This is a genomic window from Pseudoalteromonas sp. NZS127_1, assembly GCF_015864295.1.
GTDB classification, from domain to species: domain Bacteria; phylum Pseudomonadota; class Gammaproteobacteria; order Enterobacterales; family Alteromonadaceae; genus Pseudoalteromonas; species Pseudoalteromonas arctica.
Genome location: NZ_JADYXO010000019.1, coordinates 15,135 through 40,668, shown reverse-complemented (window position 1 = coordinate 40,668; position 25,534 = coordinate 15,135). Strand labels below are relative to the sequence as shown.

The window sequence follows — 25,534 nt, the reverse complement described above, 5'->3', positions numbered from 1 at the left end:
TAAAATCTCCACCAAATAAACATTGTTTAATTATCGCTCAGGTTATACTCAAAATAAAGCTTTAAACCGCGCTATTATTAGCTCTATTTTAAAGCATTGATTTAACGACAGATAAAAACTCACTTTTATGAGAAATAAATGGCGCATGCGACGCTTTATCTAGCACTTCGTATTCAAACTCAGTATTTAGTGCTGACATTTCACTAATTGCTTTATAAGGCACTAACGCATCAAGTCGGCCAAATACACCTTTAATAGGTACTGGGCAATGTGCAAATAAGTCACGAAGGTCGTCATTTTGTAAAATATCTAAGCCAGCACTTAATGCTTCGCTTTTTGGCGCACTATATTGGTTTAATAATTGTTTAAGTTGCTTTATATCATCACGTGCCGACTCGCTACCCATCGCTTGAATAGCTAAAAAGCGATCTATGGTTTTTTCTCTGTGATTAACTAATTGCTCTTTAAACTGCGTCAATATATTTGCTTTTATTCCAGGCCAATTATCTGCCTCCGCAAAAAAAGGAGTCGATGCAATTAAAATAACTTTTGATACTTTTTCGGGCCAATGCTTTGCAATATAAAGTGCAAATAAACCACCTAACGACCACCCCATTAAAATAGACTGAGGCTTTAACTGCTCACTTAAAATTACTGCGGCATCATGCAAAGTATAAGGGCTTGGGCAAACAAAGCTATTACCAAATCCCGGTAGGTCAAGGCTACTTACATTTCCTGAATATAAAGACTCAAGTTCTGGCTGTACTAATTGCCATACGCCCTGATTCATTCCCCAACCATGTAATAACACTAACTCATTTTGCATATTTGCCTAACCTTTACCAAACTTAGGCTTATCATAACGTTTAAATAGGTGGTTGTAATGCACGGAGTGAATCAATGAAACAAGCCGTTTTAAATTGGTTATTTCCCTCTTATTGCGTGCAATGTCAAAGCCCGATTACGGCTAATTTAGGGTTATGTGATTATTGCCTTGAAGATTTACCGTTATTTGATTTTAGTAAGCATAATAACTTGCTGCATCGGCCCGATATTGTTGAGATGTTTCCTAATTGCGAGTTTGATAAGTTATTTGCCTGCGCTTTTTATCAACCGCCCTTCGAGCATTGGCTTAAACGGCTAAAATTTAATAACCAAATCCATTATAAAAAAGCATTACAGCAAACTATTAAAAAGCAGTTAGCGCAGTTTTTTGAGCAAAGTCCCGTTTTACCAAATATTTTTATTATTTTACCTCTTCATAAAAGCCGGTTCGTAACACGCGGTTTTAATCAGGTCAGCCAAGTATGGCAACCATGCTTAGATAATTACGCGCCACTGAGTAACGTACTTATTCGCAATAAAAAAACACAAGCCCAGTCGGAGCTATCTAAAGCAAAGCGTATTAAAAACTTAAAAAATGCCTTTATTTGTACACAGGATATGGGCGGTAAAACAGTCGCTATTGTTGATGATGTGATGACGACAGGGGCAACATTAAACGCAGCTACTAGTGCACTAAAACAAGCAGGCGCTAAACAAGTGTGGGCTTTTACAACTTGCTTAACGCCTATTTAATTATTAAAAAGTATTATACCAATCCGCAATAATACTTAATCATTTTACGGGGCTAAACGTGTCGCTACCTGAGTTAAAAAATTCTCATTTACGACTGCATGGATGCAGAAGGTAGAGCAATGCAGGAGCAATTGCCGAGAACAACTAAATAGCGAATTTTTTGCCTAGCTATCAACACGTTTTTCCATCCTCAAAATAGATCACTTAATTTAAGCGAATTAGTATTATTCGCCATTTGCACGAAACGTATGGCCAAAAAATAAAGCGTTGCTTAGTAGTCGACTAGTCCCATACCAGTAACCTCTAAATACAGGGTCATCGGTCATGCCTATTACTGTACCTCGTCCGTATGAGTGAGCAATTAAGCCTGCGCCGCCAGCAACTTGCTCAACATTAACGGCATCGGTAAAGCCTGCCAATAATGGATTTTTAGTGTAGGTAAGTACATTTACGAACGGAGCATCGGAAGCTTCTAGCAACCAAGTACTGTTTTTGAATACGGGCAATGTATTACGCTTAAGTGAAAATGTAAGCGGATGAGTTAAATCTACATTAGTATTAAAAATAGCACCTGCAATGCGTTGACGTCCTGCTAAATGATCTTTATCGCCATAACTTAAATCTGTCGTTTTAAATGCACTTGCTACATCTTGTCGTGATAGATAGCTTGCTTTGAGTAATTGCTGATCAGCTAAAAATTTAGCGCCGCCTTTGTGACCCCAAATAACGCCGCCTTTTCTTACCCAGCTTTTAATAGCCACTTTGTCGGCATCAGATAAGCTATTGTAATTGCCATGAGCAAGCACAATATGACTGTAGTCACTTAACTCGAGTGAACTAAAGCGATTCATTTCAACAATTGTTGGTGCAACACCTACAAAGCGATCTAGGTAATACCACACTTCGCCGACTTCGTACTGGCTTGCGCCTTGCCCGCCAATAAGCAGTGCTTTTGGAGCACTAACAACCGCCATTGATCGCGACCCTAAATCGGCTCCTTTGCTTGTTAAACCTGATGTAATAGGTTTGATTGCAATACCAAACTCATTTTGTGCTTTATTTAGCAAGGTAATCCAATCTGTATTTGTTTGTAGTCCAGCCGGTATAATAATACTTCCAGGTTTAAAATTAATTTCTCCTGATGTTGATTTAGCCGTTAATGCTTTTAGCGCTACACGTGCTTTTATACCTTGCTGTAATAAGCTATTTAACATTTTAGGTGCTAAATAATCATCCCACGAAAAACCAAATGCGTAACCTTCGGTGAGTGAAGAAAATGATGGGGTTGCTACTTTTTCCCATGCTTTATCAGCAACCTTTAATCCCCAACTACTTTTAACTTTAGAAAATGGCAAATTAAACGCATGCGCTAATGTCCAGCCAGATACATCGTAAAAAGTATTATCGGCAAAGTTTTTTTGCTCACTAAAAATCGCTTTTACCAAACGATATTGTGGTTGTGCTAATGGTACAAAATAGCTATGTGTACTGAAATTCTTACCATCTGCTTTTAATGATTTAGTAAGTGGGTAAGCGTTAATTTGATGCTGCTTTAACAATTCTAAAAAGTGCATAATACGGGTGTTGTCGCTTGCACCTTCAACAACATAACCTTCAAAGCTTTCATCGCTGGCTAAATCAGTAGCTTGATTGTAAAACTTAGCCTGGTAATCAAGTAATGCTTGGCGGTTATCAACTGCTGCCTTAAAGGTAGATAAACTCGTTAACAGTTGATTTTTAATAGTGAAAGGAAAGCTCAAAGGTCCATTTATGGTGTCTTGAATATGTCCGCGAGAACTTGCTTGTTCAAATAAAATGCCTATGCCGCCATTTACATCTGGGTAAGTTGAGCCTTTCCCATAGTAAAAATCGTCAAAGCTTTCTTCTGTAAAATAAAGTGCATTGTTTTCATCTAAGGTTTTTGCATGATAGTTGGCAATTGTCTTTGTTAAGGTAACATTTTCATCAGGTGTTATAGGGTGCTTACGACTTGGAATACCTGGTTGAAAAAAGTAACTGCTGTTTGGACCCATCTCATGAAAGTCAGTTAAAATATTTGGTTTCCACTGATGAAATTTAGCAATACGTGCACGCGATTCAGGATGCTGTAGCAGTAGCCAATCGCGATTTAAATCAAACCAATAGTGGTTAGTACGGCTGCTAGGCCAGTTTTCAACATGCTCACGGGTTTTAGGGTCACTTGATAAATTCATGCCTCGGTTACTGTTGGCCCAATTAGCAAAACGAGCAAGCCCGTCAGGATTAAGTGAAGGGTCGAGTAAAATAACCGTGTTATTTAATAGCTCATCTATTTCAGTACCTTGTGCAGCAGCTAAATAATAAGCCACCAGCAATGATGAGTTACTACCTGATGACTCATTACCATGAACGCTATAACCCATCCATACAACGGCAGGATCGTCTTGTGCTTTACTACTGTTATTACTTAAGTGTGCTAAGTGAGCTTGGCGTGTCTGCTCTATGCTTGATAACTTATCAGCAGCAGTAATTGTTAGCATTACTAACGGGCGTTGTTCATGCGTGCGGCCAATCACCTCAAAATTTATACGGTCGCTTTTATCAGCAAGTATTTCCATATAACGTACGAGCTGATCGTGTCTCACGTGCCACTCTCCTACTTCATAACCGAGTACTTGCTCAGGAGTAGGAATTGAAGGGTCAAATTTTACATCTTGTTCAAAATAATACGAAAGTGGCTTAGCTACACTTGAAAAGCTAAGCAACACCACCATTAATGTTAATACCAAACGCATATAAATCACTCAAAAAATGTTCGTTGTTTGCACGCTACCATTGCTTAAAATAGATGCCAACTTTTTACGCTCAACACTAGCCGCAACACGATGAGCGGAGTATGATACGCAGTATCCGAGTAATTTAGTCAAGTATAGATGGTTTTATGATTTCTATTTCCGAAACAGCGCAAGCGCATTTTGCTAAACTATTAGCAGATCAATCACAACAAACCAATATTCGTGTGTTTGTTGTAAACCCTGGTTCATCACAAGCGGAATGTGGTGTGTCTTATTGTCCAGAAGACGCTGTAGAAGCGAGCGATATTCGCCTAAACTTTAACGGTTTTGATGCCGTTGTAGATGCTGAAAGTGCTCCATTTTTAGAAGAAGCTGAAATCGATTTTGTTACCGACAAAATGGGTACTCAGTTAACGCTAAAAGCACCAAATGCAAAGGCGCGTAAAATAGGTAACGATGCATCGTTAAACGAACGTGTACAGCACATGCTAGAAACCGAAGTAAATCCACAACTTGCTAACCACGGTGGCCAAGTAAGCCTTGTTGAAATTACAGCTGCAGGTATTGCTATACTTCAGTTTGGTGGTGGTTGTAACGGTTGTTCTATGATCGATGTAACGCTAAAAGAAGGCATTGAAAAAGAAATGATAGCTAAGTTTGAAGAAATCACCGGTGTTGCTGATATAACAGAGCACGAAGCGGGCGATCACTCTTACTATTAGGCCTTCTAAATGCTAAAGCAGCTTATTTATCGCTTAGGGAGCAACCCTAAGCTGAGCTTAAAGCGCTTTTTTCGCGGCTTAGCACTGTTTGTGCTAGCCGTGATATTCATATCTATTGGGTATTACACTCACTACAGCTTACAAATAATTGGCGTTATAATTTTACTCCCCGCATTATTTTTTGCCGGTTGGGGCTACTGCGGTATTTTTGCTAATCGTTTTTCACAAGTTTTAAAAGATATGGGCCCTAAACACCACGACCCCGATCTCTGGAAATAAACCATTTATTTATACCAACCTCCATATATATTTGGGCAATTTATCGAATTAAATCACTCTATAACGTTGTTAAAAATTTTTTATTTAGAACAACTAGATACAAAAATTTTTGCCTAGTTCTAGCGCAATTTCCTTATCGTTAAATAGACCCCATATATAAGCAGATTAGTATTAGTTTAATCCAGTAGCTGATTATTTATTTTTAAGTGGTGATATTTAATTATTAATGTAACCCCGCGCATTAACATAAAACAGCTCATAGCCAGCCATAACCCGTTATTTTGCAAGTCTATAAACACCCAAAACACACCAAAAAAGCCAACTCCAGCTGAAAGTATCATACTGTTACGCATGTTCTTTGCTCGCGTAAGCCCTACAAAAACACCATCAAACAAAAAGCAACTCATGGCCAAAATAGGCAACACTATTAGCCATGGTAAATAGTGTGTTGCCTCTTGAATAACCTCTGGCACATTGGTTAAAAGCTTGATTATACCGCTGCCGAATAATGCAAAAAAAGCGCTATATAAGACGCCAAAAAGCATGCCCCAAAATACACTTATTTTAACCCAAAGCTCTATATTTTTAACGCTTCCTTGGCCTTTAGCTTGCCCTACTTTTGCCTCAGACGCGTAAGCAACGCCATCAAGAGCAAAACTCACCAACATTAGAAAGTTAAGTAAAACAGCATTAGCAGCTAATGTGGTTTCGCCTATACGCGCTGCGTAAAACGTCATAAAACTAAAGCATAATTGCAGTATTAAAGAGCGAATAAATATATCTCTATTCAAACTCAATAATTCAGCCATTTTGCTAATACTCAACCAATTCGGTACATTTAGATCAATGTCTTGTTTTTTAGCTAGTTTAACCACTAAAAACAGTGCAAATACTAAAGCCGTATAATCAGCAATAAGTGAAGCCCACGCAGCGCCTGCAACTGCCCAATCTAAATAAACAACAAAATAAATATCGAGTACTATATTAACGATATTAGTGACGAGTAATAAATAAAATGGGCCTCGACCATAATGCACACCAAGCATCCAACCCAGTAACACTAAATTACACAATGCTGCTGGAGCACTAAAAATACGAATGCTAAAATACTGATACGCTTGGATAAGTACATCGCTATTGGCGGCGGAGAGGTAAGCAATAGCGTGCTTTATTAATGGGGATAACACAATTAATAGCACAGCCACTGCGCTTGCAAGCAATAAGCTTCGTTTAAGTAGAGCGGCAAGTTGGGTTAAATCGTTTTTTCCATATGCTTGTGCCACGAGCCCCGTGGTGCTCATTCTTAAAAAACCAGCCAGCCAAAATAAAATAGATATAACTGCAGAGCCAAGGGCAATACCCGCTAAGTAATGAGCGCTTCCTAAGTGCCCAATTACAGCGGTATCAACAATTCCTAACAACGGCACTGTGATATTTGATAGTATCATCGGACCCGCTAACAACAGCAAGCTTTTATGGTGTGCCTTATTATGTATAAGAAATTGTTTCATTTAGTATTATTTATCCTCATTAGTGTATCTGTGCGGGCTCAAGCAGCCGTTATTTTACAGTATCATCATGTTAGTGAAACCCTACCCGCTGTAACGAGCGTTAGCGCCAATACATTCACTAAACATTTGAGCTATTTAAAAGAGCACAACTTTAACGTTATTCCTCTTAATGAGTTAATAAGCGCACTTCAGCAAGGTGAAACCTTACCTGATAAAACTGTCGCCATCACCTTTGATGATGGTTATAACAATAACTATGAACAAGCCGCGCCTATTTTAGAAAAGTTTGGCTACCCGTACACTATCTTTGTAAATCCTAAATTAATAGACGAGAGCATGAGCTACGTAATGGGGTGGGATAAGCTCAAAGAATTATCTAAAAAAGGGGCATTAATAGCCAATCATAGCGGACAACATGATTACTTACACCTTAAGCTTGAAAACGAAACCGATGCACAATGGCAATCACGTATTAAGCAAGATATTATTAGCTCTCAAAAGCGTATAAAAGAAGAAATAGGCCACGACTATAAATACTTAGCATACCCGTATGGTGAGTTTAATAACGAGCTGCAAGCACTTGTGACAGAGCTTGGTTTTGTGGGTATTGGTCAGCACTCCGGCGCTGTAAATAAAGACTCTAATTTTAGCCGCTTACCGCGTTTTCCTGCATCAGGCTTTTACAGCAAACTAGAAACTCTTATTACTAAGCTTAACTCACGCGCATTTAATATCACCAATTTAACTTATCAAGATAGCGTTACACAACAAAATCCACCCACGCTCACAATTGAATTTAAAATGGGTGACTTTCATAAAAGCCAATTTGCCTGTTACGTATCAAGCGTAGGCCAAGCAGATTTAAAATGGGTAAATAAAAATACAGTCGAAATAACCTCACCAAAGGTGCTTAATAAAGGGCGATCTCGTTTTAATTGTACGGCCCCTTCTATTTCTAGCCCTGGTGATTATTTTTGGTTTTCGCAGCCTTGGGTAATTGAAGCGCCTAAACCTTAACTGCCTGATGTAATAGTCGCTGGGTTATTTTATCCAGCGCAACTATCTCGTCCGTTGCATTTAACTCAGCGGCAGCCTTAGGCATACCCCATACCACCGATGAGTACTCATCTTGAGCCAAGGTATACGCACCGTTTTGTTTTAGTGCAAGTAATCCTTTTGCGCCATCACTCCCCATCCCTGTTAGTATGGCTGCAACTACGTTTTTAGCTCCTGTCTCAACTAATGAGTTAAACAGCACATCTACCGCAGGTTTATGTCTGTTAACCGGCTCGCCATCATCAAGCTGGCAATACAAGCTAACACCTCGCTTTTTAATACTTAAATGAAAACCACCTGGTGCTATATAAGCCCAGCCAGTGCTAAGCTTATCGCCATGTTCAGCCTCTTTCACATTTATCGTGCATGTACGATTCATTCGCTCAGCAAATGAGGCGCTAAACACAGGAGGAATATGCTGAGTAATTACAATGGGCGGGCAATTTTGTGGCATTTTAATAAGTACTTCTTTGATAGCCTCAGTACCACCCGTTGAAGCACCTATCGCAATTACTTTATTAAGTAAAAATTGAGAATGGGTATTAATAGGCTCATTTGTGACGACCGTTTTTTTATAGCTTCTTACTCTTGCTCCAGCAGCTATTCGCACCTTTTGTTGAACAAGTGATGCATATTGGCTCAATTGCTCTCTTACGTTATTAGTAGGCTTAGCTATAAAATCAACAGCCCCTAATTCGAGTGCCTCGAGTGTAATAGGAGAGCCTTTTTGGGTCAGTGTTGAAATCATCACTACTGGCATTGGTCTTAATCGCATTAAGTTTTTTAAAAAACTAATGCCATCCATTTTTGGCATTTCTACGTCGAGCGTTAATACATCAGGATTTAACTTTTTTATCATTTCGCGAGCTTCGTAGGGATCCTCAGCGCTCCCCACTACCGTAATATCTTTAGCTTGCTGTAATATTTCAGTGAGTAAACGCCTAATTAAGGGGGAGTCGTCAATTATTAATACTTTAATCATGCATACTCCTAAAACAGCTCTATATCAGTTACTACTTCTTGCTTTTTAAGGTTTTGTAAGTAACGGACTTCGCGTTTTTCAATCGTATTATTATGTAGGTTTTTAAGTTTTTTCATATGAACTTTACCGGTGTTCGGATGAAAAAATATTTTTCGTGGCCATGGTCCACCCATATCGTGGGCAACTAGATTTAATGCCTCTTCTTTAATATACGCCGCTGCAAAACTAATATTACCCAGCCCTATATCAGTCATCGCACTAATAATTTTACCCCCACCAAAAAGTTTTACTTTTAGGTTACGGCGAGATGCACCATTTTTTAAAACTTCGTTTATAAGATACTCCATAGCCCAATTGCCATACCGACAACTTAAACTATGCGCATTCTTAAGTTCTACTCCCTTTTGAATTGGTAACATAAAGTGATTCATGCCCCCAATCCCTAGTACTTCATCGTAAACACAAGCCGCAATACACGAACCCAGAACTGTAGAGATCAGCTCATTATTTTTAGAAACATAAAACTCACCCGGAAGCACTTTAGCAACAACGCTACCTCGGCCCGAGTCCCAATATCGTTTAATATGTTCAAAGTTAGGTAATACCGGCCTAAACTCTGCGTGCATTTTGTCCCTTTTGGTACATAGTTTTCCCTAAATTTTTAAATTGCGTATGCTCTTTTCCCATACTTTCTGAGTGACCTAAAAACAAATAACCTTGTTCATTTAATATATTGGCGTAACGCTTAAAAAGCTGATCTTTTGTTTCTTTATCAAAGTAAATAACAACATTACGACATAAAATAAGATCAAATGATCCTTTCATTGGCCAATCTTGCAATAAGTTTAAACGCTTGAATGAAATAGACTCTTTTAGCCTATCTTTAACTTTATAGTTTTCACCGTCTTTACTTTTTAAAAACCAACGCTTAAGTTGCACGTCATCTAAGCCGTTAACATTCGCTGCGGTGTAAATACCCTTTTGTGCTTTTGCCAATACATTAGAATCTAAATCGGTTGCTAGTATTTTTACATCCCAATTGCTCGGAAATGCATTATTTAAAGTCATCGCCAAACTGTAGGGCTCTTCTCCTGTTGAGCAACCTGCAGACCAGATTCTTACTCGCTTACTATTTTTATTTGCCTTTAAGAGAGCAGGTACAAGCTCAGATTCTATAAATTCAAAGTGGTGTATTTCACGAAAAAAAGACGTTAAGTTAGTTGTTATTGCATTAATAAAGGCATCAAACTCCTGATCTTTATGGCTATTTAAATACTCTAAATAGGCTTTAAAGTCAGTTAGTTTTCGCTCTCTAATACGTCTTGCTAAGCGTGAATAAACCATCTCTCGCTTATGCTCACCTAATACAATTCCACATGCGCTATAAACTAAACTGGCAATTTCTTTAAAGTCGCGGTCGGTACACAAAAACTCTTTCATTGTTCGCTCTCAATTTAGCCTGCCAAATAATACCTCGCTGTGATTATGTATTCAGCGAGGTATATAAGAAGATTGGTTGTTAAAATTCTTCCCATTCATCAGCAGAGTCTACAAAGTTATCGCCTTTGGGTTTATTACTTACAAAACTGCTTTGCGACTTATGAGATAATTTAGGTGTGCGCATAGTCGGCGAAATCATCGCCATCTCTTGCTGACCTATTGAGAAAAAGTTGAGTAGTTGGCGCATCTCATTAGCTTGCTCAGCCATAGACTCGCCAGCGGCAGAGGCTTGCTCTACTAAGGCGGCATTTTGTTGCGTCATTTCGTCCATCTGTGAGATGGCGGTATTAACTTGTTCAATACCCGCACTTTGTTCCTCAGATGCCTCTGTAATATCAGAAATCATTTGCGTCACTCTTTGTACCGATACAACAATCTCTTTAAGTGTAGCGCCCGACTCATTAACTAATTGAGAGCCATCAGCTACTTTGCCTACACTATCTCTTATTAACTCTTTAATTTCTTTCGCTGCGCCTGCAGAGCGCTGTGCTAAATTACGAACTTCACCTGCAACAACCGCAAAGCCTCGACCTTGTTCACCAGCCCTTGCAGCCTCTACTGCAGCATTAAGCGCTAATAAGTTAGTTTGAAATGCTATTTCGTCAATGACACCAATAATATCTGCAATTTTCTTGCTCGACTCATTAATTGCCGACATGCTCGTAACTGCTCTATTTACAACCTCACCACCTTGAATCGCCTTTTCGCATGTTTCTTCTGCTAAATCGTTTGCCACTTTTGCGTTATCAGCATTTTGGCGAACGGTGCTAGTCATCTCTTCCATGCTCGACGCTGTTTCTTCAAGTGACGAGGCTTGCTCTTCTGTACGTTGGCTTAAATCAGCATTACCTTGAGAGATTTCCTCTGCACCACTGGCTACAAGCGTTGCCGATGAATTAATGCGATTAATCACTTCCGTTAACTTATCTGCCGTAGCATTAGCATCGCGTTTGAGTTTATCAAATGAGCCTTTATATTCTTTTTCAACTCGTTTTGATAAATCACCATTTGCCATCGCATCGAGCATACTGCCCGTGTCAGCAACTGCATCATCAACTATTTTAACTAAGCTATTTAGCCCTTGAGCCAAACGTAAAAAGAATCCTTCCTTGCCTTCTTCCGCGACTCTTATATCTAATTCGCCATTACCAGCAGCGCTAATAAGTTCGGCTATTTCTTTTTCAAGCGCAACCTCATTGGTCCTATCTTCCCACTCAACAATGGTGCCTAAATGCTTTCCATCTTGGCTAATCCAAGGTGAAGCAATCAAGGTGAAAGTGACACCCGCTAAAAGTAATTCGGCTTTATGAGGCTTATCGAGATTTTTTAATAAATCGCGCTGATGATTAGGGTGCTTATGAAAATCATCAACACAGGTGCCAATTAAATTATCAACAGAAAAGCTTGGTAATACAGTTTGTAATTCTTTTTCGCGGACTTTTAGCATTTGCTGAACACGATCGTTCACAAATACTATATTAAGGTCTTCATCAGCAATCATTACGTTCGCTTGGCAAACTTTAAGCGCATTTGCTAAATCGGCTGCTTTGCGAGATGCTTTTTCAAGCTCTTTTTGTTCAGTAATATCAGATGCGTATTTAATCACTTTAAACGGCTTGCCGTTCATATCATAAATTGGGTTATAAGATGCTTGAATCCAAACCTCCTGACCCTGCTTCCCTATTCTTAAATATTCCCCTGAATCAAATTCACCATGACCTAGTTTGGCCCAAAATTCTTTATATTCGATACTATTTGCATGTTCGGGTTCAATAAAAAGCCTATGGTGCTGACCTTTAATCTCGCTAAGTTGATAACCAAGTGCATTTAAAAAGTTATCATTGGCATCAATAATAGTGCCATCTAAATTAAACTCGATAACCGCTTGAGATTTACTTATAGCACTAATTTGCCCTGAAGCTTCTGCTGCTATTAACTTTTGCTCGGTCACGTCGGTGGCAAACTTAACTACTTTTAATACTTGCCCTTGCTCATCAACAATTGGGTTATAAGTTGCTTGGATCCATACCTCAGCTCCACCTTTTGCATTACGCTTAAACTCATCTGAGATAAACTCGCCATTACGCAGGCGTTGCCAAAAGTTCTTATAATCGTTGCCCTGAGCTTCATCTGGGTCAACAAACATAGAGTGATGCTGGCCTTGAACCTCTTCAAGGCGATAGCCCATCGCGTTTAGAAAATTCATATTTGCAGTAATTATTTTTCCGTTAGGTTCAAACTCAATCACCGCTAATGATTTATTCAATGCGTCTACAATTAAATCATTACTTGATTTTGACTGCTTTGGATTACTAAACCATCCCATGCTCATCACCACCTTTAAGTTTATTATTCATTTAGTTTCTATTTGCTAAATATTCATTGTTTTTTGCAGGTCAATTAGCGCTACCATTTTTTCACCAACATTCACCAACCCAGCTACATATTCACAATTATTCGACTCAGATAAACTAGGAACCGCTTTCGCATCTTGCTCCGCAATACTGTAAACATCAGAAACGGCATCAACAGCAACACCTATAATTTTACTACCTAGTTCAAATTCTATTTTAACAACGATAACCACCGTTAATGGCCCATAGTCGACACTTGGTAATCCAAAGCGCAACCGTAAATCAATAATTGGCACTATTGTTCCACGTAAATTAATAACGCCTTTTACAAATTCAGGCGCATTGGGCAGTACTGTAATTTCTTCCCAACTGCGAATTTCTTGTACTGTTAAAATATCAACGCCGTATTCTTCATCAGCCATAATAAAAGTTAAAAACTGTTTTACACCTTGCTGTTGCTGAAGATTTAATTGATTACTTAACTGGCTTTGCTCTGAGCTCATAACGCCTCCAAAGTGGCTTGCGTTTCAATCGTTAATTCTTGGCTACCTGGTTTTTTTAAACCTGAGAGCTTTATTAAGCCGCTAATGTCCACAATCAGCGATACACGCCCATCGCCTAAAATAGTGGCTCCCGATACGCCATCCACCTTATGGTAGTTTGCCTCTAAACTTTTAATAACAACCTGTTGTTGAGACAGTAAATCATCAACTAATAAACCCACCTTTTGGTTATCTGTTTCTACAACAACAAGCAGCGTTTTATCGAGTGATTCAATGGCATTTTTATGATTAAAAATATCGTAGAGCCTTAAAATAGGAATGTATTCGTCCCGAAGCCTCAATACATCAAGGCTTTTACCCACTCGACTCACTTTAGCAATATCAATTTGCAGAGATTCCACAATAGAAATGAGCGGGATAATATAAGTATGCTGAGCCACCTTAACTAATTGCCCATCTAAAATAGCGAGAGTAAGTGGTAATCTAATAGTAAACGTAGAACCAACACCGGCCGCTGAGGTTACTTCTACTGAGCCATTTAATGATTGAATATTTCGCTTAACTACATCCATCCCAACTCCACGACCAGATAAGTCACTTACCTCATCTACTGTCGAAAAGCCGGGCATAAAAATAAGCTCATTTATTTCATCGTCACTGAGATGGTTATCAGCTGAGATTAATTCGTTAGTGATGGCTTTTTCTTTTATTTTTTTTGTATTTAACCCCTGCCCATCATCCATTATTTCAATAACAATGTTTCCACCCTGATGAAATGCATTTAAGGTTACTGTGCCAACGGGATCTTTACCTGCCGCCAGTCTTTGCTCAACAGTTTCTAATCCATGATCAAGTGAGTTCCTCACTAAATGCACCATAGGATCGGATATTTTTTCCATTACTGTTTTATCAAGCTCGGTTTGCTCTCCAATCAACTTTAGCTCAACTTGCTTATTTAGTTTTTGCGCTATATCTCGCACTAATCGAGGAAAACGACTAAATACAAAGTTTATTGGCAGCATACGAATGCGCATCACATTTTCTTGTAAATCACGCGTATTATGGGCAAGTTGCGCTAGACCTTCTTGTAGTAAAGTGATTGTGGCTGGTGTGATTTCTTGTTCGCTAAGCTGATTGAGCATCGCTTGTGTAATAACAAGTTCACCTACCATATTTATTAACGAATCAACTTTATCAATACCAACTCGAATGGAGGTAGACTCTGGTATACTTGCAGGTTTTTTATCTTTATTAGCAGCGGGTTGCTTTGGCTTACTAGGTAGCTCAGCTACTTTTATTAAATCGGATGTTTCAAGCTCAACAGCTTTAGATATCTCACCTTGATTAGGTTGTATTTGCTCATCATTGCCAAATAAGCCTCCGCATAATTCAATTTTTATGTCGGCATCGTCTTCTACCCATTCAAATACTTCTTTTATGGCTTTTTCATCATGGCTAGTATCTAAAAAAATGCGCCAATGTAAAAAGCATTCATCACTACTTAAATCGGTGATTTCTGGAACTTCATCGTAAAATACTGTGGTTTCTAACTCACCTAGCTCTTCAAGCTCACTGATCATATACAGTGGCTCGTTTCCTGTTTTAAATAAATGATGATGGGGTTTAAAGTCTATTTGATAGGTGTTACTACTTGTTTGCTCTTCACAGCTTTGAGGTTTATTCTCTTGTGTTTCGTTTTTCATTCCAAGTACATGTTCAAATTGTACTTTTAACAAATCTGCCTCAGTTAAATCTGGCTCTTGCTCACCTTGAAGTGCAGCAAGTAAAGCGCGCAAGCAATCCACAGCTTTGAGTAATAAATTGACATGCTCGGTACTAAGCTCTCGTTCACCTTGGCGAATTTGATCCAGTAGTGTTTCAAGTACATGAGTAAAGTCAGCAACGGAGCTAAAGCCAAAAGTGCCACTGCCTCCTTTTATTGAGTGAGCAGCTCTAAAAATAGTGTTGATAGTTTCTAAATCTTCCTCACCTGGCACTAAGTTTAATAGCTCAGCCTCCATGGTATCTAGGCCTTCAAAACTCTCTTCAAAGAAAACTTCAAAAAATTGACTTAAATCTATACTCACACTGCGCTCCTTAGCGAATAACTTTTTTAATTACCGCTAGTAGCTGATCGGGATTAAATGGTTTTACAATCCAGCCTGTTGCACCAGCAGCTTTACCCTCTATCTTTTTTTCTAAGCCCGACTCTGTAGTAAGCATTAGTAATGGTGTAAATTTATAACTCGGTAAAGTACGCAGCTCTCGTATTAATGTAATTCCATCCATTATTGGCATGTTTACATCTGAGATCACGGCATCAAAATCTTGTTGCTTGGCAATAGCGAGAGCTTCACTGCCATCTTTAGCTTCGGTTACATCAAACCCGGCAGTTTTTAATGTAAAGCTCACCATTTGACGCATCGATGCTGAATCATCAACCGCTAAAATTCTTTTCATATATACCCCTAACTTTTACTTTCGGTTGTTAAGTATTGGCTTAAGCCAAGTTTATTAATTGTATGCGTTAAGGCCTCGCTACTGCCTACCCATATTATTTTGTGCTGTATAGTAAGTAGGTGTTTTTGTAAGGCGCATAAAAGTTGAATTGAGGCAGTATCAGCAGAAATCACATCGTTAATATCAAGACAGATATCATCGTTGCTATTGAGTTCGTGTAGTAAGTCTTGATGTAGTGTTTCAACTTGCGTAATAGCAAGTTCGCTCGGAAGTTTTAGCATTTAGTAAGTGCATTCCCTGTCAATTCAATTCATAACAAAAGCTTAGCCCTAGTTATTAAAATTGCCATAAAATGCTTAATTAAATTTAACCTGTCGTTAAAATACAAAAAAAGGAGCCTAAAGCTCCTTTAAAATTGGTAAAAAGTAAAAAACTAGTTTTTATAGTAATCAGCTATTTTTTTAAACTCTTCGGTTAAAGTCGTCGCATTAATTAATGGCACACTACCTTGTTTAAATTCTGGTTTAAAAATAGCTCTAACGGCTCCATTTTGATCAACCATAGCGACCGAGGCACTATGATCAACAGCATATTCTGATTCACTACTATCGCTAATGGCGTAAATTAAACCAAGCTCTCGAACAACAGGAAAAAGGTGTTTATGTTCCCCTGATACAGCTAAAAAGTCTGGGTTAAAGTAATCTATATATTGCTTTCGTTTAGCTGGTGTATCGCGTTTTGGATCGACCGATAAAAACCAAATTTGCAGCGGATAATCTGCTTGTAAGTTTTTATAAACAGCATTTAACTTAGCAAGTGTTAATGGACAAATATCTGGACAGCTTGTATAGCCTAAAAATACTAAATTCCACTGTCCTACAAATTGTTGCTTAGTCACTAATTCACCGCGCTGATCGTTTAGCGTAAAATCAGACAGTGGCTTTGCATTTTCGTAAACTAATGCATCTACATCTGGTGGACTATTTTCATTTGAACATGCTGATAAAAACGAAACTAAAATAACAATTAATCCAAGCCATAACTGCTTCATAAAGGGAGCCATTTATCTATAAATAAGATTACAAAGAGTACCATTAAATGAATAATCGAAAAACGAAATAAGTCCATTGCAGTCTCATCATTTCCAGCAATTTTTAAATTGACCGCCTTATATATAAACACGGCATTTAATACACATGCACCTATCAAATAGATTAATCCAGACATACCGATTAAATAAGGTAATACGCAAACAACAGCGAGTAAAACAGAGTAAGCAACGACGCACGTTTTACAAAAATCGATACCATGGGTTACTGGTAACATAGGGATTTTAGCGCGTTCATAATCACTTTTTCGTGCTATAGCCAGCGCCCAAAAGTGTGGTGGGGTCCAGGTAAATATTATCATTACGAGTAACCAAGGGGCTGCTGCCATTTGGTTTGTTTCTGACACCCAACCTAATAATGGAGGCATTGCGCCAGCCAACCCACCTATAACAATATTTTGCGGCGTTGCACGCTTTAAAAATGATGTATAAACAAATGCATAACCTACCAATGCAAATAACGTTAATATAGCGGTTAAGGTATTAGCCCACACCATCAGCATAATAAAACCCGCAACCCCAATAACAGCTGCAAAACTAAGCGCATGTGTTTTACTTAAACGCCCTTTAGCCACAGGGCGATGACGAGTCCGCGCCATTTTTGAGTCTATCTCGCTATCAACCACATGATTAATAACCGCTGCAGCAGCAGAAAGTAGCCCTATACCTAACAAGCTAATAAACTGTACGACCATACCGCGCCCTACATCGGGAGCCAGCGCTAAACCAACCCAAGCTGTTAGCACCAGCATGGCTACCACTTTAAATTTACTAATTGCTAAGTAGTCTTGCAGCAAACTATGAGTACGCGAAATTAGCGATTGAGTATTAACGGGTAGCAGTATTTTTTTATCAATTATAAGTGCCATCATATTTCCCCTTTATGTGCGTGATTTTAGGTAATAACACAACCTAACCATGCTTAATAACAGTATGGCTGCCATCAAGTTATGCGCCAGTGCAACTCCCAACGGAATATGCCAATGTACTAAAATAAGCCCTAAGCTAATTTGGCAAAGCAGAACAAGTAATACACTCACAACGCAATTTTTAATTTTTTTAGAGTACGCTTGGCTGTATATTTTCCACATAATTAACGCCAGAACAATGCAAGTAACGAGTGCCCAAATGCGATGTAATAAATGAATAGACATACGCGCTTGCTGCGATAACACACCAAACTCATAATTACTGTGCTCAAGTGGTAATTGAAATACGCTACTCAATGAAAACGGTTGTGCGTAATTACACAATGGCAAACCACTACAATGTGGAGCGGCGTAATTTGCAGCCAGCCAACCACCAAGTGCAATTTGGATAATTAATACACTGAGCGCTACTAAACTTAAACCGAAATAGCGTTTTGCGCCGCTATCGCCACCCATAATAGGTTTTGCGGTTAGCCGTAAATATAAAAGCGTTATAAGTGACAAAATACTAAAGCCACCTAATAAGTGGCCCATTACAATAAGCGGCTGAAGGTTCATGGTTACTGTCCACATACCAAGAGCAGCCTGAAACACCACTAGTAGAAGTAAAGCCAAAGGCAATTTAACTGGCGTAGTTGGATATTGGCGTTTTAAAAAAGCCAACACAAATAAACCTAAAATAAGTAAGCCTAAAGCACCTGCAAAGTAGCGATGAATCATTTCTTTCCACGCTTTTGCGGTTTCGAACATCATATCGGGGTAGCTTTGAGTTGCTAAGGCTATGTCAGCCTCATGCTTAGGTACCGTTAAAAAACCATAACAACCAGGCCAATCGGGGCACCCTAAACCTGCATCACTTAAGCGGGTGTACGCACCTAAAGCAACTACAATCAAAGCGAGTAATCCTGTTATTAATACTAAGTTTTTATAATTTTTATACATCAGATACTCCAACTTAAGCTCAACTTAGTTAGCTAGAACGAGAATAGTTAAGTAATTTTTTTAGATCTTTTAATAACCCTTTTTGTACTAAACGGTTTTCTTGTGGCTCGACCTTAAAGGGATATTCAAGTACCACTAACCCCATATGATCAATCAAATACAAACTTGCAGGATTTAAACTCTGTTGCTCGGTAATAATTTTCCATGGTAGGTTTTTATTGTCGGGACTTCCCATTACAGCCATATCAACCTTGCCTTGGTTTTTACCAAGTGCCACATATAAATTATTAAGTGCATTGAGTTGTTCGCTGCATGGGGTGTTACATTCGTTTGAATAATTAAGTGCGATAGTCCATTGCTTGGGATTATTTTGCGGCCAATTTTTAAGTTTTATTTCTTGGCTTAAAAACTCGCCATTATTAGTAATTGCAGTAGGCAACCAATCAAACTTTAATGCGCCATATGCCAAAATTAATGGGATAGCGCAGCAGCCCACAAACAACACAAGGGGGTTATTTTTCATTATGTGTCCTTTTTTTACTCGCAAAAATAGCCACAACAGCACATGCAATAGCAATTAAAAACCATTGCACAGCGTAGGCATTATGCTTTTGAGGGCTCATAACAACTGCCTCATAATGAGGTGTTGCAATCTCATCACCAGTACCTTGTCTGTAAGCCATAAAATTAATTAATGATTGCTGGCTTTGAGTGTTCAGCATATTCAAGTCGATAGATTGGATTCTTGTAGGTAAGTCGTTATTTATAGTTTTATCTTCAAGCGTAAAGCTACTTAGGTTATTTTCTTTTATTTGCGCTTTAAGAATAAAAACACCTGTAGGCAGAGTAACCTTTGGCAGTGTATCTCTAGATATAGGCGCTTTTACCCATCCTAAATTAACTAAAATCACTTTTTCTTCGCTGGCTGGCTTTAGTAAAGCAAGTAGGTCGTACCCTACTTGTCCGTTATAAACTTGATTATCTAAAAGCCAATATTGGTTTTGTACAAACCGCCCTTTTAACTCAACCAATACACCTGTTTTGTTCCAGCTATCAGGCAGGTTATGTAATTGAGACCAACTCATCACACCACGAGTCTGTTGCTTAGCAATAGCGGTTAGTTGCTGCTGTTTTTGCTCACCCCGCTCCAACTGCCAAAATCCTAGTCGCACACACACAAGTACAACAACCACAACCATACAAAGTGTGATTAGTGAACTAAGCTTTTGTTTGTGCCATAAAACTAACTGCATAAAGGGTCAACTCAGTGATTATTAAAATTATTATCGTACTGTTGTTAATATTTATACTTTTTAACTTATTTAGAGCATTGTTTATTATGGTGTCAGGGAAAACTGGGGGACGACCTATGTCTCACTTTTTAGGTCGTCGCGTATTGTTTTCGGTCGTTGTTTTAGTTGTTGTTATTGCAGCGCTTAAACTTGGTTTTATTAAAGCAAATAATTCGCCAATAAACGCTACAGCACATATACAAATACAAACAAACACAGCCACACCACATCAACAAAGTGCCAATACCAAGCAGCTGCTTGAAAAGCAAAATGCTTATCTTTAGTAAAGTGCCCTTTTAATATCCGTAAAAATATTACAAATAAAAGTACGGTTCCTAACGTTACATGCATGCCATGAAAACCAGTCAATAAAAAGAACGTATTACCGTAAATGCCCGCATCTAGCGTTAGGTTAAGGTCATTATATGCATGCATGTACTCCTCAACTTGCAGCCCTAAAAAGCAAACGCCCAATAAAATAGTAGCGCCTAAAAAAACTTTAAGTGGAGTGCGTTTATTGTTTTCCATCGCTACGTGGGCAAAATGTAAAGTAACTGAGGAAGTAAGCAGTATTAAGGTATTTATAAGCGGTAAGCCTTGCCAGCCCATAGCTTGAGTAGTTTCACCAGCAGGTGTTGAAACTAGCGGCCAAACAGCTTCGAAAGTTGGCCATAAAACCTCGTTAGTCATTGCATTATTGCCTGCGCCTCCAAGCCAAGGTACCGACAATACGCGTGCATAAAAAAGCGCACCAAAAAAGGCCATAAAAAACATAACTTCAGAAAAAATAAACCAGCTCATACCTTGTCTAAAAGAGCGATCCATTTGTGCTGAGTACAAACCTTGGTCCGATTCATTAATTACATTTTTAAACCAGCTAAACAACATATACACAAGTACAGCAATACCGGCATAAAGCAGATAAACCCCGCTACCACCTTCTTTACCTACACTCATAACAGTCAAGCCTGCCCCTACTGCAATAAAAAACAATGCAACAGCACCTACAATAGGCCATGGGCTTTGCTCAGGTACGTAATAATGCTCATATTCTTGATTCATTTTATTTACTCCTAGTTTCACACTAGTTTAAAAAGCTAGTTGTTACTTGCCACCAGCTGTTCACTAATATCAAATACGGTATAAGATAAAGTTAATTCTTCAATATCGCTCGGCAGTGCGGTATCAACATAAAAAAGTAATTTAAATTCAAGTTCTTCCCCTGCTTTTAGAGGTTGCTGATCAAAGCAAAAACAGGCTATTTTGTGTAAATACTTTGCCGCTTTACCTGGCGAGACTGATGGTACAGCCTGCATTACTTTATCTAGGTTGCTGTTATTTTTAGCACTAAACATTACTTCACGCATTGCACCGGGTTTTACCACTACACTGTATTCTTTTGATTTAACTTCAAACGGTGCACCACTTTGTGCGTGAGTAGTAAAGCTAACGCCGACTTCTCGGTTTTGTACTATTTGTGTACTTTGCTCTGCTTGCTCAAGCGAAGGTTTTCCATTAAGCCCTGTTACATCACAAAACACGTCATACAAAGGTACTAAAGCAAAGGCAAAGGCAAACATGCCTATGCAAATAAGTACCAAACGTTTGAGTAGCGGTGCGTGTGTCATTACTTAATTACCGGCGGCGTAGAAAAAGTATGATATGGCGCTGGAGAGTCAACTTCCCACTCAAGCCCTTCTGCCCCTTCCCATACTTTTGCAGGCACTTTATCACCGCCACGCGCGCATTTAATTACCACAGCTACAAACAACAATTGCGATAAACCAAAGGCAAATCCACCAATACTTATGATTGCGTTAAAGTCGGCAAATTGAAGTGCATAATCGGGAATTCGACGCGGCATACCGGCAAGCCCTACAAAATGCATAGGAAAAAACAGTACGTTCACACTCACCAGCGATAGCCAAAAATGCCATTTAGCTAGCGTGATATTAAACATGTTGCCTGTCCATTTGGGTAGCCAATAATAAGCACCTGCCATTATCGAAAACACAGCCCCTGTTACTAATACATAATGAAAATGCGCCACTACAAAATAAGTATCGTGGTACTGAAAGTCAGCAGGTGTAATTGCCAGCATCAAACCCGAAAAGCCACCTAAGGTAAACAGCACAATAAACGCAATACTAAAAAGCATTGGCACTTCAAAAGTTATTGAGCCTTTCCACATTGTGGCAACCCAATTAAATACTTTTACTCCTGTAGGTACCGATATAAGCATGGTCGCGTACATAAAAAACAACTCGCCAGCGACCGGCATCCCAGTGGTAAACATATGATGAGCCCATACAATAAAGCTCAATAGTGCTATGGAGGATGTGGCGTATACCATTGAGGCATAGCCAAAAAGTTTTTTACGAGAAAAGGTAGGTACTATTGTAGATATAATGCCAAAGGCAGGAAGAATCATTATGTATACTTCGGGATGACCAAAAAACCAAAAAATGTGTTGGAACATCACCGGGTCGCCACCGCCTGCGGCATCAAAAAAGCTGGTCGCAAAATACTTATCGGTAAGTACCATAGTGACAGCTCCTGCAAGCACTGGCATTACCGCTATTAATAAAAAGGCAGTAATTAACCACGTCCATACAAATAAGGGCAACTTCATCCATGTCATGCCTGGGGCACGTAAGTTCACTATGGTTACAATCACATTGATTGCGCCCATTATTGAACTAATCCCCATAATATGTACGGCAAATACAAACAATGCAGTATTATCATTACTGTATGTTGTAGACAGTGGTGCATAAAAAGTCCAACCAAATGCAGGACCCCCACCAGGCATAAATAACGATGCCAATAGGATTAAAAACGCAAACGGTAAAATCCAAAAGCTCCAGTTATTCATTCTTGGCAATGCCATATCTGGCGCGCCAATCATGAGTGGTATCATCCAGTTAGCAAGGCCTGTAAAGGCCGGCATAACCGCACCAAACACCATAATTAAACCATGCACTGTGGTCATTTGATTAAAAAAGTGAGGATCGACCAACTGTAAACCTGGTTGAAATAATTCAGCTCTGATCACCATGGCCATTCCACCACCAATTAAGAACATGGTCAGCGAAAAAATTAAATATAAACTACCTATATCTTTATGATTAGTTGTGTAAAGCCAGCGTTTAAAACCTTTAGCTGGGTGATGAGCATGATGAGCTTCATTGGCGTTAGATTGTTCTACTATGCTACTCATTAGTTCGCCTCCACTTTGGCATCAAGTGCTGCCTGTATTTGACTCGGTTGAATAACATCACCCGTATCATTACCCCACGCATTACGTTTATAAGTAATAACCGCTGCTAATTGCTTTATAGATAACTGTTTGGCAAATGCTTGCATTGCCGTACCGGGTCGCCCATGGATAACTACATCAATGTGATCTTTTATATCGCCAAGCACTATAGGGCTGCCTTTAAGTGCAGGAAATACACCCGGTAACCCCATGCCAGTAGGCTGATGACATGCAGCACAATTGGCCATATATACTTGTTCGCCTAAAGTCATTAATTCTTCTTTTGGGAGGGTTTTATCAAGTAATGCGGCATCTGCTAATGCTGCTTTTTGTTTAGCTTGCTTTGCATCTGCAAGCCACGTTTTAAAATCAGCCTCAGATTTAGCGACCACCACAACGGGCATAAAGCCATGATCTTTACCACACAACTCAGCACATTGGCCTCGGTAAGTACCTTCTTCGTTTATGTTCGTCCATGTTTCGTTTATAAAGCCGGGATTCGCATCTTTTTTAACTGCAAAATCAGGTACCCACCAAGAGTGAATAACATCGTCAGAAGTCATTAAAAATCGTACTTTTTGATTTATTGGCAGTACGAGAGGTTTATCAACCTCAAGTAAGTAGTTAGGATTTTTATCTGCAAGATTCGCTATTTCATCTTGCGGGGTAGATAAAATAGAGTAGAACTCTACATCTTCACCCATATATTCATAATGCCATTTCCATTGCGAGCCTGTAATTTTAATAGTGAGATCAGCTTTGCTGGCATCTTCCATTGCAATTAGGGTTTTAGTGGCTGGTACTGCCATAGCAATTAAAATAACAAACGGGATTGCAGTCCAAAGTATTTCTACTTTAGTGCTTTCGTGAAATTGGGCAGGTACAGCCCCTTTAGATTTACGGTGATGAATAAGTGCCCAAAACATAATTGCGAACACTATCACCCCAATCACACAACATATTATAAATATGGTCATGTGCAGCTGATATACATTATTGCTTATATCGGTTACGCCTTTGCGCATATTGTATTGGCTGTTAGCCAAAACTGGGTGCGAAAAAACACATAATATAAGCCACAAGGTAGAGGTCAGTTTACCCATGTGACGGCTCCTTTGATGCTATTGCGAATGCAAAGCGAAGAGGCATACGGCTTAAACGCCAATTCGTTATTTTTATTTTTTTAGTCAATCTCATTTAATATTGATTGGTTTTGCTGCGCCAACAACGGGTTTGTGTATATTGTGTGTTCTCAAAACTAAAAAGCTGTGAGTTATTATTAGCTCAGCACATTAATAATTAGCTAAAAAATGAACAACAAGCAAGTTTTAGTATAAAAAACAATCAGGTGATATTGAGTAATTAATAAAAAATCAGTAACCAACTAGGTAACAGGAAGTTCAAAAGATGAGCAAAACAAAGGGGTTTAACGCATTCGGAGGGGGAAAATATAAGTGCAAAAAAGTTTACAGCTTAAATTGTCAGTGAGCTATTTATGCCCTATTTTTAGTGCGAATTTAAAACAGAAAATGCGTACTAATTAGTGCGAATTTAAAACAGAAAATGCGTACTAATTAGTACGCATTTATAAAACTGCTTGTTTAAAAGCTATTTTTAAAGTCACATCCAATCAGCGTTTCTTATAACGCCAACGGCTAAGCCTTCAATATTAAAAGACTCATTCTCAAGATCTACTTCAATAGATTCAAAATCGTCGTTTTCAGCATGAAGTAATACTTTACGACCCGCTTTCTCAAGACGTTTTACAGTTACGTCTTCGTCTAGGCGGGCAACAACAACTTGCCCGTTTTCAGCGGTTTGAGTACGATGTACAGCAAGTAAATCACCATCCATAATACCAATATCTTTCATGCTCATACCGTTAACGCGTAGTAAAAAATCTGCAGCCGGTTTAAACATTAATGGATCGATTTTGCAGTGACTTTCAACGTGCTCTTGCGCCAAAATAGGTGAACCAGCAGCAACACGCCCTATAAGCGGTAAACCTAATTGTTCTGGCTCTTCTTCTTCAATTAACTGAATACCACGGCTTGCACCTGGTTTCATTTTAATTGCGCCTTTTTTAGCAAGTGCTTTTAAATGTTCTTCAGCAGCATTGGCACTTTTAAAACCTAATGTTTGCGCTATTTCAGCACGTGTAGGAGGCATACCAGTGTCTTTAATAAAAACTTTAATTAGTTCGAGTATTTGAGCTTGGCGGTTCGTTAATGGTCGCATACAACTGGTTTTCCATACAGTACATTTAACTGTGAGTATATACAGTT

Annotated in this window: 26 protein-coding genes; 5 read left to right on the top strand and 21 right to left on the bottom strand. The window is 38.9% G+C overall.

Annotated features, from left to right (window positions below):
* Positions 1 to 88 precede the first annotated feature (88 nt).
* On the bottom strand, positions 89 to 826 hold the full coding sequence (bioH, locus tag I6F50_RS15725; protein ID WP_166420597.1) for a pimeloyl-ACP methyl ester esterase BioH: 738 nt from the start codon (positions 824 to 826) through the stop codon (positions 89 to 91).
* A 74-nt stretch (positions 827 to 900) separates the two neighbouring features.
* Between bioH and I6F50_RS15720 the strand changes: the two genes are divergently transcribed.
* Entirely contained in the window at positions 901 to 1,578 is a 678-nt protein-coding gene (locus I6F50_RS15720; protein ID WP_166420596.1) for a ComF family protein, read from the top strand.
* Positions 1,579 to 1,802: 224 nt separating this feature from the next.
* Here I6F50_RS15720 and I6F50_RS15715 read toward each other — a convergent pair whose 3' ends face one another.
* Positions 1,803 to 4,352: a M14 family zinc carboxypeptidase gene (locus tag I6F50_RS15715; RefSeq protein ID WP_165739369.1), complete on the bottom strand. Its 2,550-nt coding sequence runs from the start codon at positions 4,350 to 4,352 to the stop codon at positions 1,803 to 1,805.
* Between the two features lie 146 nt (positions 4,353 to 4,498).
* Between I6F50_RS15715 and nfuA the strand changes: the two genes are divergently transcribed.
* Together nfuA and I6F50_RS15705 are read left to right on the top strand one after the other, a co-directional pair.
* Positions 4,499 to 5,074 carry a Fe-S biogenesis protein NfuA gene (gene nfuA, locus I6F50_RS15710; protein WP_007584966.1) on the top strand — a complete coding sequence of 192 codons (576 nt, stop codon included), beginning with the start codon at positions 4,499 to 4,501 and terminating at the stop codon, positions 5,072 to 5,074.
* A 9-nt stretch (positions 5,075 to 5,083) separates the two neighbouring features.
* Positions 5,084 to 5,353, top strand: coding sequence for a hypothetical protein (locus tag I6F50_RS15705; protein ID WP_002959572.1), 270 nt, complete (start codon positions 5,084 to 5,086; stop codon positions 5,351 to 5,353).
* A gap of 176 nt (positions 5,354 to 5,529) precedes the next feature.
* Here the strand turns inward: I6F50_RS15705 and I6F50_RS15700 are convergent, their stop codons facing one another.
* On the bottom strand, positions 5,530 to 6,801 hold the full coding sequence (locus I6F50_RS15700; protein WP_024591683.1) for an MATE family efflux transporter: 1,272 nt from the start codon (positions 6,799 to 6,801) through the stop codon (positions 5,530 to 5,532).
* Positions 6,802 to 6,843: 42 nt separating this feature from the next.
* Between I6F50_RS15700 and I6F50_RS15695 the strand changes: the two genes are divergently transcribed.
* Positions 6,844 to 7,881, top strand: coding sequence for a polysaccharide deacetylase family protein (locus I6F50_RS15695; protein ID WP_165729074.1), 1,038 nt, complete (start codon positions 6,844 to 6,846; stop codon positions 7,879 to 7,881).
* On the opposite strand, the gene I6F50_RS15690 is transcribed toward I6F50_RS15695, so the two are convergent.
* The 13 genes from I6F50_RS15690 to I6F50_RS15630 form a co-directional block, all read right to left on the bottom strand.
* Positions 7,871 to 8,902 (bottom strand): chemotaxis response regulator protein-glutamate methylesterase, encoded by a 1,032-nt coding sequence (locus tag I6F50_RS15690; protein ID WP_165740891.1) that lies wholly within the window; start codon positions 8,900 to 8,902, stop codon positions 7,871 to 7,873. The genes I6F50_RS15695 and I6F50_RS15690 overlap by 11 nt on opposite strands.
* Positions 8,903 to 8,910: 8 nt before the next feature.
* Positions 8,911 to 9,528 (bottom strand): chemoreceptor glutamine deamidase CheD, encoded by a 618-nt coding sequence (cheD, locus tag I6F50_RS15685; RefSeq protein ID WP_007584962.1) that lies wholly within the window; start codon positions 9,526 to 9,528, stop codon positions 8,911 to 8,913.
* On the bottom strand, positions 9,512 to 10,342 hold the full coding sequence (locus I6F50_RS15680; protein WP_165740890.1) for a protein-glutamate O-methyltransferase CheR: 831 nt from the start codon (positions 10,340 to 10,342) through the stop codon (positions 9,512 to 9,514). The genes cheD and I6F50_RS15680 overlap by 17 nt, the downstream gene beginning before the upstream one ends.
* 79 nt (positions 10,343 to 10,421) lie before the next feature.
* Positions 10,422 to 12,728: a methyl-accepting chemotaxis protein gene (locus I6F50_RS15675; RefSeq protein WP_197176663.1), complete on the bottom strand. Its 2,307-nt coding sequence runs from the start codon at positions 12,726 to 12,728 to the stop codon at positions 10,422 to 10,424.
* Positions 12,729 to 12,773: 45 nt separating this feature from the next.
* Positions 12,774 to 13,259 carry a chemotaxis protein CheW gene (locus I6F50_RS15670; protein ID WP_007584959.1) on the bottom strand — a complete coding sequence of 162 codons (486 nt, stop codon included), beginning with the start codon at positions 13,257 to 13,259 and terminating at the stop codon, positions 12,774 to 12,776.
* Entirely contained in the window at positions 13,256 to 15,346 is a 2,091-nt protein-coding gene (locus I6F50_RS15665) for a chemotaxis protein CheA (protein WP_197176661.1), read from the bottom strand. The genes I6F50_RS15670 and I6F50_RS15665 overlap by 4 nt, the downstream gene beginning before the upstream one ends.
* A gap of 10 nt (positions 15,347 to 15,356) precedes the next feature.
* On the bottom strand, positions 15,357 to 15,719 hold the full coding sequence (locus tag I6F50_RS15660) for a response regulator (RefSeq protein ID WP_007584956.1): 363 nt from the start codon (positions 15,717 to 15,719) through the stop codon (positions 15,357 to 15,359).
* 8 nt (positions 15,720 to 15,727) lie between these two features.
* A complete protein-coding gene (locus tag I6F50_RS15655; RefSeq protein WP_002959595.1) occupies positions 15,728 to 16,000 on the bottom strand; it encodes an STAS domain-containing protein in 273 nt (90 codons plus the stop codon).
* A gap of 152 nt (positions 16,001 to 16,152) precedes the next feature.
* The gene (locus I6F50_RS15650; RefSeq protein WP_165729070.1) at positions 16,153 to 16,770 is read right to left on the bottom strand and encodes an SCO family protein; all 618 of its coding nucleotides are present in this window, start codon (positions 16,768 to 16,770) and stop codon (positions 16,153 to 16,155) included.
* Positions 16,767 to 17,696, bottom strand: a complete 930-nt coding sequence (gene cyoE / locus I6F50_RS15645) for a heme o synthase (RefSeq protein ID WP_002959598.1) — start codon at positions 17,694 to 17,696, stop codon at positions 16,767 to 16,769. Before cyoE ends, I6F50_RS15650 begins: the two co-directional genes overlap by 4 nt.
* Positions 17,697 to 17,708: 12 nt before the next feature.
* The gene (locus I6F50_RS15640; RefSeq protein ID WP_007584952.1) at positions 17,709 to 18,698 is read right to left on the bottom strand and encodes a heme A synthase; all 990 of its coding nucleotides are present in this window, start codon (positions 18,696 to 18,698) and stop codon (positions 17,709 to 17,711) included.
* 28 nt (positions 18,699 to 18,726) lie between these two features.
* Entirely contained in the window at positions 18,727 to 19,221 is a 495-nt protein-coding gene (locus tag I6F50_RS15635) for a hypothetical protein (RefSeq protein ID WP_007584950.1), read from the bottom strand.
* Positions 19,211 to 19,951, bottom strand: coding sequence for an SURF1 family protein (locus tag I6F50_RS15630; protein ID WP_165741167.1), 741 nt, complete (start codon positions 19,949 to 19,951; stop codon positions 19,211 to 19,213). The genes I6F50_RS15635 and I6F50_RS15630 overlap by 11 nt, the downstream gene beginning before the upstream one ends.
* Positions 19,952 to 19,965: 14 nt before the next feature.
* Here I6F50_RS15630 and I6F50_RS20500 point away from each other — a divergent pair, with 14 nt between their 5' ends.
* Positions 19,966 to 20,274 carry a DUF2909 family protein gene (locus tag I6F50_RS20500; RefSeq protein ID WP_076916441.1) on the top strand — a complete coding sequence of 103 codons (309 nt, stop codon included), beginning with the start codon at positions 19,966 to 19,968 and terminating at the stop codon, positions 20,272 to 20,274.
* Here the strand turns inward: I6F50_RS20500 and I6F50_RS15620 are convergent.
* The 5 genes from I6F50_RS15620 to lexA form a co-directional block, all read right to left on the bottom strand.
* Positions 20,177 to 21,052, bottom strand: a complete 876-nt coding sequence (locus tag I6F50_RS15620) for a cytochrome c oxidase subunit 3 (protein ID WP_024594298.1) — start codon at positions 21,050 to 21,052, stop codon at positions 20,177 to 20,179. The two genes, I6F50_RS20500 and I6F50_RS15620, sit on opposite strands and share 98 nt — an antisense overlap.
* Positions 21,053 to 21,087: 35 nt before the next feature.
* Entirely contained in the window at positions 21,088 to 21,618 is a 531-nt protein-coding gene (locus I6F50_RS15615; protein ID WP_002959612.1) for a cytochrome c oxidase assembly protein, read from the bottom strand.
* Positions 21,618 to 23,210, bottom strand: coding sequence for a cytochrome c oxidase subunit I (gene ctaD, locus I6F50_RS15610; RefSeq protein ID WP_165729067.1), 1,593 nt, complete (start codon positions 23,208 to 23,210; stop codon positions 21,618 to 21,620). Before ctaD ends, I6F50_RS15615 begins: the two co-directional genes overlap by 1 nt.
* Positions 23,210 to 24,352: a cytochrome c oxidase subunit II gene (coxB, locus tag I6F50_RS15605; protein ID WP_024594300.1), complete on the bottom strand. Its 1,143-nt coding sequence runs from the start codon at positions 24,350 to 24,352 to the stop codon at positions 23,210 to 23,212. The genes ctaD and coxB overlap by 1 nt, the downstream gene beginning before the upstream one ends.
* A 517-nt stretch (positions 24,353 to 24,869) precedes the next feature.
* On the bottom strand, positions 24,870 to 25,487 hold the full coding sequence (gene lexA, locus I6F50_RS15600; RefSeq protein WP_007584941.1) for a transcriptional repressor LexA: 618 nt from the start codon (positions 25,485 to 25,487) through the stop codon (positions 24,870 to 24,872).
* Positions 25,488 to 25,534 lie beyond the last annotated feature (47 nt).